This window comes from Armatimonadota bacterium, assembly GCA_013314775.1.
Taxonomy (GTDB): domain Bacteria; phylum Armatimonadota; class Zipacnadia; order Zipacnadales; family JABUFB01; genus JABUFB01.
Genome location: JABUFB010000002.1, coordinates 310,854 through 322,662 on the forward strand (window position 1 = coordinate 310,854; position 11,809 = coordinate 322,662).

Sequence of the window (11,809 nt, forward strand, 5' to 3'; positions counted from 1 at the left end):
TCATCTCCAGGATACCTATTCCCGACGAGCGGGCGCGAACCCTTTGCCCTTCTTCACCGCGGGGGGTATATTACGACGACGGTGAGGAGAGCCGGACCGGTCGTGAATGCAGACAGAGCCCGATTCTGCGAGGTGCAGCGAGTTGAGCAACCTGGGTCAGTGCATTGCATCAGCCGTGCGCGAAGCCATGGATGACGGGCAGACTCCGGGGGCCGTTGCGCTTGTGGGGCGTGGCGATGATGTGCTGTTCCACGCGGCCTTCGGCGACCGGATGGTTGCCCCGGAACGCCGGCCGATGCTTCCGGATACTATCTTCGACCTGGCGTCGCTGACCAAGCCGGTCTGCACCGCCACGTGCGTTATGCAGCTTTTGGAGCAGGGGAAGCTGGTTCTCGCGGACCCGGTCAGCCGGTTCATTCCAGGCTTTTCGCGGCACTATGGGGACAAGGCCACAATCCGCCATCTGCTCACCCATAGTTCCGGCCTGCAGGCATACCGAAACTTCCTGGAAACCATGGGCACGGATGTACCGGCCGAACAGCGGCGGCCCCTGGCCATTCAGGACATCTGCGCGATGGAGCCCGCCTATCCCACGGGGACCCGGTTCATGTACACCTGCCTGGGCTACATCGTGCTGGCTTCGGTTGTGGAAGCAATCACCGGCGAGCCGCTCGATCAGTATGCGCGCAGGCACATCTTCGAGCCGCTTGGAATGGCTGACACAGGCTTCAACCCCGGCCCGGAACTCGTCGAGCGTTGCGCGGCCACGGAGCAACTTCCCGACGGTGTGCTGGTCGGAGTGGTGCATGATGAGGCCGCGCGGTTTCTCAACGGAGTTGGAGGGAATGCCGGGCTGTTTTCCACCGCGAGCGATCTGAGCCGTTTCATGCGCGCAATGCTCAACCAGGGCGAATGGCGTGGTGTGCGAGTACTGTCGCCGCTTTCCACGGCCCTGATGATGTCGGCGCAATCCCAGATTCCCGACGGGGTTCGGGGGTTGGGCTGGGATGTCTCCAGCCCCCACACACCGGGCCCACGAGGCGACCTGTTTCCGCCTGGGACCATCGGGCACACCGGTTACACCGGCACGTCAATCTGGGCTGATCCGGCAAGCCGCACCTATGCGATCCTGCTCACCAACCGGGTGCATCTCGGCCGCGACAAGGACGTGGGACGGCTCCGGCGGCAGGTGGCCAATATCGTGGCCTCTCACGCGGTGCCCTCACGACGCTTCGTCATGGCCGCACCGGCTAATCCCGTGCGCACGGGGCTGGACGAGTTGCGGGATTGCCGATTCGAGGCCATCCGTGGCATGAAGCTGGGGCTGGTGTGCAATCACACCTCCATCGACGGATCGCGCAAGCACTTGTTGGACCTGCTTCTGTCAGCGCCGGATGTGGAGGTCTGTGCGATCCTGTCGCCCGAACACGGCTTCGCGGGACTGCTGGATGAGCTTGTGCCTTCGGAGATCCACGAGACCGGCCTGCCCATCCACAGCCTGTACGGCGAGCACCAGTCGCCTACGCCGGAGATGCTGCAGGGGCTGGATGCGCTGGTGTATGACATCGCGGATATTGGCGTACGTTTCTACACCTACACCACCACCATGACGCTCTGCATGAAGGCCGCGGCACAGGCCGGGATGCCGTTCTTCGTGTTGGACCGACCCAACCCGATCAACGGGACGGACGTGGAAGGCCCGGTACTGGACAAGCCCTTCGGTCTGCTGTCGGCCTGGCACCCGATCCCGCTGCGACACGGTCTCACGTCGGGGGAACTCGCCCTATGGTCAAATGGGGAGTATGAGATCGGCTGCGACTTGCGGGTCGTCAACTGTGCTGGGTGGCGGCGGGACCAGTGGTTCGATCAGACCGGGCTGCCCTGGGTGAACCCCTCGCCCAATATGCGGAACCTGAAGCAAGCAATTCTGTACCCGGCCACGGGCACGCTGGAGGCGACCAACATTTCCGTGGGTCGCGGCACGGACACGCCCTTCGAGGTGCTGGGCGCGCCGTGGATCGACGGATCGAAGCTGGCGCGAAGGCTCAACTCGGAGGGCGTGGATGAACTCACTTTCACACCCATTGAGTTCACTCCAAACACCAGGGAGTTCGTTGGAGAGCAATGCGGGGGCGTGTACATCATGCTGGGGGATCGCACGCGTTTCAAGCCCGTGACGGCGGCGGTGCAGATCGCCCGGGCGCTGCGAGAGCTGTGGCCGGAGACCTTCAACTACCGCAAGCTCACGCACCTGCTGGGGAGCGCGCCAGCGGTGGAAGCTGTGGGGGAACTGCAGCCCGTGGACGAAATCGTGAACGCGTGGCAACCGGGCCTCGAGGACTTCCTCAAGCGCCGGGGGCAGTATCTTCTGTACGGTTAGGCACGGTCATGCTCCCGTGGGCCAGGGCTCCCAGGTTTCGGCGAATCGCGGCTCTTCCCCCCGGAGGATGGCTGCGAAGTCGAGAAGACACTTGCGGGCATCGCCCAGAGGGTAGTAGAAGGCGTCCCAGTTCTCGCTGTCCTCGCCGTCGTGATTGGGCAGGACGTAGCTGAAACGGTGCGCGTATGAAAGTTCCCGGTACGCCGCTCCGCAGCGCGCCTCGATGTCCTCCAAGTCTGTGAGGGACAGAATCCCCTTCTGTTTCTGGGTCCGCCGCAGGAGCTTCCGGCGCATGATGTCCGTCACCAGCTTCTCGACGTGATCCGGCGCCTGTTCGCGGAGATACTCCAGTTCGGCCCATGATACGGGCGACAAGAAGACGGTGACGAAGTCGGTCCCGGCCAGTTCGGGGACGCTCATGAGCGCAGTCGCGATGTACGGATTGCCCTCGAAGAACGCGTCCTTGCCCGCGCGTAACACTGCGCGCAGGTCTTCCAGCGCGAGGGCCTGCACGTCATTGCGGACATCCAACACCACATAATCTTCTTTGGCCCGGAGGCTCTCCAGGTAATCTCGAGAGCGGAAATGGTATGTGACGCCATCTACCTCCCCCGGCCTGGGGCTGCGACTGTTGTACAAGACTGGCTCTTCCGTGTTCTCCAGGAGCTCCGGGTAGAACTTGCGGATTGCTTTATTCAGCGGGCTCTTGCCGATGCACGACGGTCCCGAGAGAATGATGAACCTCGCCAGAGATATCTCCCCCTCAGACGACGGATAGCAGTATATCTCAACTTGATTGACGCAAATTAGACTTATTTTTGAGCAATTTTGTCGTTGACTTGTGCCTGCCAGTTGACTAGCATTTTACTCAGCGGCGACGGTTCTCGCAATCATCACGTATTGCTCGGCTTTCCATAGGCACGATGCCAATGGACACTCGGAGTGGCTAACGCTGCTGCGCTGGAGGATTGAGGAGTGCCATGCCGAGACTACCGCTGTTGCTCTGCATTGTGATTGCCCTGTCTCTTGCTGTCAGCGCCTTCGCACTGCCTTTCATCAACCCCCCCGAGGACAACGCAACACCCGACGAGTGGAAGACTCCGTTCCCTTACCAGCGTAACGCCCTGCTGGATTTCGTCACCAGTCCGGCCACCTGGCCATCGGACCCGGACGGGCCCACGGGCTCTGTGGACCTCATACCCGGACCGGACTACCATCTTGAGGGTTGGGACGACTCGGAACTGTTCCCGTCCGACTGGTTGCTGATCGACGGGGATTATGTGTGGGCCGAGACGGTACCCGGCCTGCCCGGCAACCGAACCGGCATCCTGGTCTTCGACAACTCCTCGGGCAACGACCCGCTGATGGCGAGCTTCACGTGGCATCTGGACAACTGGCCGGACCCGAGACTGCAGAAGGACATCTGGTCCGAGCTGATCTGGTTGCAGACCGGAACGGAGACCTCGCTGGGCGTTGGGATCATTGCGCCGGACGGACACGAAGTCACGGACATGTGGTATTTGTTCGACCCCGCATCGCAGCTGCAGGATGGCTGGCTCATCAACGACGGCTATGCCAGGATTGAGCCTAACCCGCCTTGGGAAGAGATCGTCCTGAGTGTGTCCGTGGCCCCGGGGGAAGCATTCTTCATGGACTCGTGGCACACCGCGACGGAGTGTGTTCCTGAACCGGGCACGATGGCGCTCTTCGGGCTTGGCATCGCCGGGCTCATCTGCTGGCGACGTCGGAAGGCGAGTTAGCAGCGCAGACCCGGTCAATAAACAGGCGGCCGCGTTCCACAATGGAGCGGCCGCCTGCGCGCGTCTGCCAGAAGAACCTCCCGCTAACCCTCGCGCGGCCCAACCGTGGACAGGTCGATAGGCTGGAACCCAATGAGTTCGGCGGGCGAGCCGGGCTTGAGGCGGAAATCGCCCTTCTCGGGAGCTACGAAACGCGGGTCCGCGAAGATGCTGGTCGTGTCGTGGCCCCGCTTACGCCACTGGGCGATGGTTCCCGGCCCCATACCCGTCGGCTTCTTGCGCACATCCCAGTACAGGTTCTGGTTGATGCTGAAGGTGTCGCCCTCCCAGTTTCCGCCGAAGAAATCCCCGTGGTCGATGAGGACGATATTGCGCTGGAAGAAGAGGGTGATGTGCTCCTCATTCCGCGTGCGTGCGACCATGTTAGACTGGTCGAAGGCGAAGATGTTGTTCTCGATCACGTTCTCGCGACCGTAATGCTGATGGAACCCTCCGGTCTTGGTGTTGTAGACGATGTTGTTCGCCAGAATAATGCCCGTGCTGCCCTCATCTGTATACAGCCCCCAGCCGCCGTAAGTGTCGGATGAAATATCATGAATGAGGTTGTGGCAGACCCGTGTGCCGGGGGATACGCCCAAGGTGTAGACGCCGCCCATGTCGGAAAGAACGCCCTTGCCGATATGGTGGATGTGGTTGTACTCGATCACGTTTCGGGCTGCGCTGGAGGGCTGATATCCCCATGACCAGCCCACGGAGACTCCGGTGTAGTACAAGTCGTGGATGTCATTGTGCACCACCTGATTGTCGCTGCTCTTACCGATCCAGACGCCCACCGCGCTGTGGAAGATGCGTCCGCAATGATGGATCTCGCAGTCGGCGACAGTGGTGAAGCCACTGCCTTCATTCATCTTCACCCCGCCGGCGCCCAAGTCCCACAGATGGCAGTGGGAGACAAAGTTGGAGCGGCAGCCCGCCCCGAACTCCACGGCGTATGTGCCCGCGTGAGAGACCTCGCACCGGGATATCCAGCAGTGAGTCGCGTTCTCGGCATGGATCGCCGCGGGCACCGATACAGCCGCCTGGGACATCCCGGCCATGTCCTCTGGAAGCGTCCATTCGGTGTGGGAGAAGGTGATCCCCTCGAAACGGATGTGACTGACTGGGCGTTTCTCGGTGCCTTTGAGCACGACGAGTTGCTCAAGCCTGGGAGCGACCACATGCGCGCTCTCCGGCTTCTCGCCGCGCATGGGCAGGTATGCCAGCTCGCCGGAATCGGCATCGAGGTACCAGTCGCCCGGCACGCCGAAAGCCTCGCGCACGTTCTCGGCATAGTATCGCGATCCGGCGCCGTGGTGATCTCGGGTCAGGCGGAAATGGCTCTGCTTGGCGAGTTCCACCAGTCCAGTGGACTCGTCGAAGGACACGATGGGCAGGCGCGACTCGGTCCACAGGTGCAGGGCGAGGATCTCCACGTCCTGGATGTTGTGCCAGGGACGGATGTCGCCGGGCTTGCAGATGAACCGGCGCTGGCCTACGTTCCACTGAGTCTCGGGGGTGACATCAGGCAGGGATGCGATCTCGTAGAAACCCTCGCGGGGCAGGCGCGGGCGGGTGCGCCGCTGTCCGTTGACGAAAAGCTGGGCAAAGCGCCACTTGCCGCGCTTGACTCCCGGTACGCGCGTAACCCATACTCTCTTGCCGTTGAGAGTGCCCTTCTCCCACGCGGCAATGGGCACGCCTCCGCTCACCACCGGCACTTCGCCGGGGCAGGCGGCGAAGACGAGGGGGCTGTCCTCGGTGCCGGAATCCGCGCCGGACAGGATGAGTGGGCGCTCGAGGAAATGGTGACCGCCTTTGAGATAGATAGTGATCGGCCCGTCCACAGCGCCGGCCTTGCGAATCGTGCGGGCAGCATCGCGCGCGGCCTCGATCGTTGCGAATGGGCGCGCCTTTGTCCCCGGCCAGTTATCCTTGCCATCAACTGCAACGTAGAACGCGGGCATAGCAGGGGCCTCCTGCGGTGAAGGATGTGGAGGTAGAATTGGCTTTCGTCCCCCGAACTCCTCCTCGATGTCTGGAGGGATTACCTGCGGGTAAGGGGAATGATGTCTTTCAGACGCCGTCCGGCCAATGTAAGCCCGGGAGAGGGAATCCGATGACACGAACTCGTGCGCTTCTTGCTGGTCTGCTCCTGCTGCTTTCGTGGTGTGCTGTCTTCGCGGCTGATCGGAACACGACCGTGGTGTACGTTGCCCCGTGCGGCAATGATGAGTGGTCCGGCACGCGCGCAGCCGCCAATGCCGACGGTACTGATGGCCCCTTCGCAACTCTTGAGGGCGCTCGCAGGGCGGTGCGCGAACTGAAGACCAAGGGACTTCCCGTCAAGGTCCTCGTGCGTGGCGGCCAATACCCCATGTTCGCGCCCGTGGTCTTCAGCCCCGAGGATTCCGGGACAGCAGCAGCGCCCATCTCATACGAAGCCTATCCGGGCGAGACCCCGGTGCTCTGCGCGTCGTGGCTTGTGCGTGACTGGTTCGTGCGGCCGGGCAACCTGTGGGTGTCATTCTTGCCCTGGGAGACCCGCAGAGCGTGGCCGGTGAAACAGGCGTGGGTGAATGGAACGCGCCGCGAACTCAAGGTTGAGCCCGAGGGCACGATCAACGTAGGTCTTGCGGGAGCAGAGCATTTCGAGAGCCTCGAGCCGGGACAGTGGTACTTCGATCGGGCGTCTACGAACATGTACTACCGGCCCCTGCGTGGGGAGAATCCGAAAACGCTGGAGCTTGCGGTGCCCATGGCCCACAGCCTGATCCTTTTCCGGGGCGACGCAGCCGCGGGCAAGCACGTGGAGTACATCAATGTCTCGGGTCTCACATTCACATTCACGCGGAAGTTCGATGCGAACAAGCTGCCCGAGGGTGTCTCGGTGCCTGCCGTTGTGCATGGCATGGGCGCCCGAAACTGCTCGGTGACGGGCTGCACCTTCATGCACCTGGCTTCGAGCAGCGTGTGGTTTGAGCCCAGTCCGGAGAGCAACGTCGTGGCGAACAACACGCAGTGTGACGTGATGTTCTGAGGACAGACTTTCCAACGCGCAAGAGGCCCGCGGCAGATGTTGCGGGCCTCTTCTTGTCCTGGTCGCAGGCAGCGCCCGGCGCTGAGCTCACGCATACACCAGGTACTCGTTGTAATAGCGGGTGAAAGCTTCGGCATTCGCGGGTGAAGGGTTCCCGCCTCCGCGATACATGGTGATGCCGGGGAACTCGGTGTGAAGCTCGCGCAGGTTTTCGAGCTCCTGCCGAATGTCCTCCGGCGTGCCCACGTCGATGTTTCGATTATCGGTTTTCAGCAGGAAGAAGCGGTCCTTGCCGGCCGCGCGCATGAACTCGCCCGGGTCCATTGAGCTGGATTCGATGTACAGGCCGTCGGCACCGGCGGCCAGGATGTCTTGCAGGACGGGCAGGTAATTGCCGTCCGACATATACAGCACCTTGCATCCCCGGTCGTGGATTTCGGCGAAGAACCGCGCGTACCAGGGGAAAACGTACCGCCTGTACCACCCCGGGCTCATGAGCACCCCGCGGGTACCGGCGATGTCGTCGTGAATGACAATAAGCTCCACGCCGGGCACTTCCAGCCAGCCCTGGATCACTGCAAGGGTGGCTTCGGCAAAGCGGTCGAGGATGCGCCCGAAGCGCTCCGGCGCCAGCGCCGAAGCCGTGAGAAATGGCTCCCAGCCGAACTCCAGCGTTGCGCGGGTGACAAGCGTCCCGTAGTGCAGTGGCGCAGGATAGCCCCGCTCCTGCGCAGCGGCGAAAAGATCGGTCATGTGGGAGATCATCTCGGGCCGCACCTGTTCCACCTCAAACGTATCCGGGGCCACTGCGAGGACATCTTCGTGGTCACGGTACTTCTCCCTGTCACCCACGGCCCATGTGCCGCCATCTTTCGTGTATCGCGTCTTGCCGTCAGCGGAGACAGCGACCTGTCCGATGGCAGAGACGGGTTCGGGCTCTTCCAGATGATAGACCTCAGGGCGATATTCGGCCCAGGCGAAGTCACCGCAGGGAAGGCGGTCTGGCCGGCGGAGGTTGATTGCAGCGCGGATGCGGTCGATACGGTCCTGGACTGGATTTGCCATGGATTGGGGCTCCGTGACACCGAAGTATCTGCGGAACGTCAGTACGCTACTCGTCGCCGGGCTCGAAGCGGTCAAACAGCGCACCTGCGGCGAGGGACAGCAGGAATACCATGGGCAGCGCGCCCACAATTCCCATCAGCCCGAGGGCCGGACCGGGCTGGCGAAGTATCAGGCCGAATACCAGCAACGCAATGGTCGGAGCCAGGGCAGCTGCGGTGCCCACCATGAGCAGCAAGCCCGAGAAGAAACGCTGTGACGGGTCGCCGCCGGCCGGGAATAGGCACGCGGAGATGGCGCCCATCAGGTAGGCGATGGTGACAGTGAAAGGCAGGGAGATGGCCACCGCAAGACTAAGGGATGGGTTCGCGATGGGCCGGCCCAGCCAGAAACTGGCGATCCCGGCGCCCAGCACCGCCGAAAGCCAGAGCGCCCTGGGGATCACAAGCTCGAGCACCTGCCGTCGACCAGGGACGGGGAGAGTGCGCAGGAGCGAGATGTGGTTGAGTTCGCTCCTGAATCGCATGGCTTGAACGCCGGCGAAAAGAAGGAGCAGGTACGTGACCACCGGTCCCGGAGCGTATCTCGCGAACTCGTCCCCCGGCGCGAGACGTGCGAGAAACGCAGGGGCAACCACCAGCGACGCGACGCCGACCCAACGCAGGGGGCTTCCGTGGGCGGTCTCCGCGAGTGCCTTGTAGATCAGGGCCAGATCCGCGCTTCGCCAGGATACCCGCAGACTGCGTCCCGATGATCCGACGCGCAGGGATTCGCCCATCATCCTCTCGGCGTCCTGCTCCCGGGCCGCCTGTCGCATGCGCGAGACCCGGACCGAATGCTCTATGGTTGCCTCCACCACATCCCTGTCGAGTCGCACCACGGCCGACATGCATGAAGCGGCCAGAACGGCCAAGAATCCCAGTGTGCCCGCAGCGCTGCCGGCGATTGGGGCCGGGTCGCCCGTGACGAAGCTAGCCACCGAGAGCAAAGGCAGAAGGATAATGCTCCACGGGGGGCGAGTGAGCCGGTCCGATACCTGCGCCAGCGGAAGCCCGTCGCCTGAGAGAACGATGGCTAAGACCAGTCCTCCGGCGACAGCGAACGCCAATACCCAGACGATAGCCCTAAACACCGCGATGTTCAGGCCCAGCAAAGCCTGGCTGCCGGTGACCAGCAATTCAACCACTCGCGCCAGATTGACCATGAACAGCGCGTAGAAGGACCCTGCGATCCATACCAGGACCAACCGGGCCGGGGATGCGTCCGAACCGAGCAGCTGGATGGGAAGCGCCGCCACCATGGAGACTGCGAAGATGCCCACCCAGGCTACTACGGTGAGTGAATCGACGGCGACCCTTGAAGCGACCACGAGGCGCCGGTTGATCGGCGTGGGAAAGAGGAAGTCATAGTCTGCCGCGGCGAAGGAAAACACCGAGCCGCTCAGGCCGCGCTCGATGGCAGTCAGAGTGAGAAGCAACAGCCCGCCGAGAACGCCGACACGCATGACATCCGGAGGCACCACGAACAGGCGGGCAGCCATCGCCCCGCCAGTGAGCTTGGAGACCACGCCAAGGAAAACACTGGTGCCGATCCAGGCCGTAAACAGGATGGCGAAAATGAGACGCCGCGGATTGCCCAGGACTGACAGAATGCCGTTGCGAATCAGCCGTGTCTGCAGGTAGATAAGCGCCGCCATTCACTCCGCCCCGCCCTCGCGGGTCAGTGTGAGGAACACGTCCTCCAGCTTGTCCGCGCGACCAAGCCGGGCGCGTTCTCGCAATTGGTCGAGGTCGCCCTCAGCGATAAGTGAACCGTGGTTCAATACCAGCACCCGGCTGCAGAGCGCCTCAACGGTCTCCAGAATGTGGGAGCTGATGAGAACAGCGCAGCCCTGTGCGGTAGCGCCGTGGATGAGATTGCGCACCGCCCTCTGTCCGGCGGGGTCGATGCCCATGAAGGGTTCGTCGAAGAGGAATACACGGGCCGAGTGGATAAAGGCGCAAGCAACGGCGACCTTCTGTTTCATGCCTTTGGAAAGCGTGGCGACAAGACTGTGGCGCTTGTCTTCGAGATCCAGGGTGCGCAGAAGTATTTCGGCCCGTTCGTCGAACTGGTCCTGCTCGCCGTAGGCCATGTGGACGAAGCGCAGATGCTCCTCGACGGTCAGCAACTCGTACAGGTTCGGGGTCTCGGGCACGAGTGACATCAGCGGCTTGGCCTGGGCGGGCTGGTTGTCCACGCGATAGCCGCCGCAGATGACCGTGCCCTGGGTTGGCCGCAGGATACCGGTGATGCAGCGCAGTATCGTGGTTTTCCCGGCGCCGTTTGGCCCCACGAGACCCACGACTTCGCCGGGCCACAGGGACAAAGAGACACCGTTGACCGCCAAGAACTCCCGGTAGTACTTGTAGAGCGTTTCCACGTGCAGAAGAGGCTGCGGGGGGGATACCCATTCTGCAGGAGACGCAATCGGGGCGGAGAGTCCCGAATCACTGGACGGGATGTGTGACATGAGCCCTGGAACCCTCTATGGTGTGGACGGTGCCCGCCCCCGCAAATCGTAACCAAACAGTCGCGAAAACGCAAGGATTGCTCAAGCAGACAGCGAATAACACGTCTGCCAGGCAATGAACATGCTTCGGTGATGAAACGTCGAAAACTGTAATGCGTCCCCCGAGCGGACGAGCAAATTAGCGTCACCAATGGGAGAAGGGACCCGCATGGGAAGGAAAACTGTTGTGCCGGTGGTTGCTCTCTGTCTGGCCGTTGCATTCGTCATCGCACTGCTACCCGTTGCCGCGCAAGCTCAGGGCGGCGGCCCGGGTGGCGGTCAAAGACAACGCGCGAACATGGCCGCAATGATGTACCTGGAGTTCACCTGGGCAGCGGTGAGCTTCGGCTGCGAGGCGACGGATGAGCAGATCGCCAACCTGAGGCCCGTCTATCAGGATGTATACAAGCGCCGTGCCGCGGTGCGCGCCGAAGCCATGCAGAACCGGAACTTCCAGGCGATCCAGCAGAACATCGACGAGACCAATAAGGAACTGGGCGCCGCACTGCTCAAGGAGCTGACCGAGGAGCAGATCGCCCATCTGACCGAGTGGCAGGAAGGCCTGACGAAGCTTGGCGAGATGGTCATGGCTCAGCAGGGGCAGCAGGGGCCACAGGGCCGGGGTCGCATGGGAGCGATCATGTTCCTGGAGCGCACCTGGTCTGTGATCAACTTCGGGCTGGAGCTGACCGCCGAGCAGATGGCCACTCTCAAGCCAATCTTCGCGGATGCTTTCAAGACCCGCGCGGATGCCGTGGCGGCCGGCAATGCGGACTTGGTCAACGCCGTGCTGGATGATACCCGTGCGCACGTCGAGGCGAAACTGAAGGAGACGCTGACTGAGGAGCAGATGGCCCGGTACACGGAACTCACCAGTTTCGGGCGTCCGGGTGGACGCGGCCCAGGTGGCGGTCCGGGCGGACAAGGTGGTCCCGGCGGCGGCCCGGGCGGTCCTCCTCCGCAACAGTAGCCTGCACTCG

At 62.7% G+C, this 11,809-nt stretch carries 9 protein-coding genes; 4 read left to right on the forward strand and 5 right to left on the reverse strand.

All coding sequences use genetic code 11. From position 1 onward, the window contains the following. The first annotated feature begins 142 nt into the window (after nt 1-142). Nucleotides 143-2,380 (forward strand): DUF1343 domain-containing protein, encoded by a 2,238-nt coding sequence (locus HPY44_02660; GenBank protein ID NSW54890.1) that lies wholly within the window; start codon nt 143-145, stop codon nt 2,378-2,380. A 6-nt stretch (nt 2,381-2,386) separates the two neighbouring features. On the opposite strand, the gene HPY44_02665 is transcribed toward HPY44_02660, so the two are convergent. Continuing rightward, the gene (locus HPY44_02665; protein ID NSW54891.1) at nt 2,387-3,232 is read right to left on the reverse strand and encodes a hypothetical protein; all 846 of its coding nucleotides are present in this window, start codon (nt 3,230-3,232) and stop codon (nt 2,387-2,389) included. A gap of 128 nt (nt 3,233-3,360) precedes the next feature. Between HPY44_02665 and HPY44_02670 the strand changes: the two genes are divergently transcribed. After that, nucleotides 3,361-4,140: a PEP-CTERM sorting domain-containing protein gene (locus HPY44_02670; protein ID NSW54892.1), complete on the forward strand. Its 780-nt coding sequence runs from the start codon at nt 3,361-3,363 to the stop codon at nt 4,138-4,140. Between the two features lie 83 nt (nt 4,141-4,223). On the opposite strand, the gene HPY44_02675 is transcribed toward HPY44_02670, so the two are convergent. After that, complete coding sequence (locus HPY44_02675) at nt 4,224-6,143, reverse strand: right-handed parallel beta-helix repeat-containing protein (GenBank protein ID NSW54893.1); 1,920 nt, start codon at nt 6,141-6,143, stop codon at nt 4,224-4,226. Nucleotides 6,144-6,295: 152 nt separating this feature from the next. Here HPY44_02675 and HPY44_02680 point away from each other — a divergent pair, with 152 nt between their 5' ends. Continuing rightward, nucleotides 6,296-7,216: a hypothetical protein gene (locus tag HPY44_02680; protein NSW54894.1), complete on the forward strand. Its 921-nt coding sequence runs from the start codon at nt 6,296-6,298 to the stop codon at nt 7,214-7,216. Between the two features lie 87 nt (nt 7,217-7,303). Here the strand turns inward: HPY44_02680 and HPY44_02685 are convergent, their stop codons facing one another. The 3 genes from HPY44_02685 to HPY44_02695 are packed head-to-tail and all read right to left on the reverse strand — an operon-like array spanning nt 7,304 to nt 10,700. Further along, a complete protein-coding gene (locus HPY44_02685; protein ID NSW54895.1) occupies nt 7,304-8,281 on the reverse strand; it encodes a hypothetical protein in 978 nt (325 codons plus the stop codon). Nucleotides 8,282-8,327: 46 nt separating this feature from the next. Beyond that, nucleotides 8,328-9,974 carry a hypothetical protein gene (locus HPY44_02690; protein ID NSW54896.1) on the reverse strand — a complete coding sequence of 549 codons (1,647 nt, stop codon included), beginning with the start codon at nt 9,972-9,974 and terminating at the stop codon, nt 8,328-8,330. After that, on the reverse strand, nt 9,975-10,700 hold the full coding sequence (locus HPY44_02695; protein ID NSW54897.1) for an ABC transporter ATP-binding protein: 726 nt from the start codon (nt 10,698-10,700) through the stop codon (nt 9,975-9,977). Nucleotides 10,701-10,998: 298 nt separating this feature from the next. Here HPY44_02695 and HPY44_02700 point away from each other — a divergent pair, with 298 nt between their 5' ends. Further along, nucleotides 10,999-11,799, forward strand: coding sequence for a hypothetical protein (locus HPY44_02700; GenBank protein ID NSW54898.1), 801 nt, complete (start codon nt 10,999-11,001; stop codon nt 11,797-11,799). Nucleotides 11,800-11,809 lie beyond the last annotated feature (10 nt).

What these genes read in the sequence shown, in the direction of transcription:
- HPY44_02670 (NSW54892.1), top strand. Translation starts at nt 3,361, where the DNA reads ATGCCGAGACTACCGCTGTTGCTCTGCATTGTGATTGCCCTGTCTCTT.
- HPY44_02675 (NSW54893.1), bottom strand. Translation starts at nt 6,143, where the DNA reads ATGCCCGCGTTCTACGTTGCAGTTGATGGCAAGGATAACTGGCCGGGG.
- HPY44_02680 (NSW54894.1), top strand. Translation starts at nt 6,296, where the DNA reads ATGACACGAACTCGTGCGCTTCTTGCTGGTCTGCTCCTGCTGCTTTCG.
- HPY44_02685 (NSW54895.1), bottom strand. Translation starts at nt 8,281, where the DNA reads ATGGCAAATCCAGTCCAGGACCGTATCGACCGCATCCGCGCTGCAATC.
- HPY44_02690 (NSW54896.1), bottom strand. Translation starts at nt 9,974, where the DNA reads ATGGCGGCGCTTATCTACCTGCAGACACGGCTGATTCGCAACGGCATT.
- HPY44_02700 (NSW54898.1), top strand. Translation starts at nt 10,999, where the DNA reads ATGGGAAGGAAAACTGTTGTGCCGGTGGTTGCTCTCTGTCTGGCCGTT.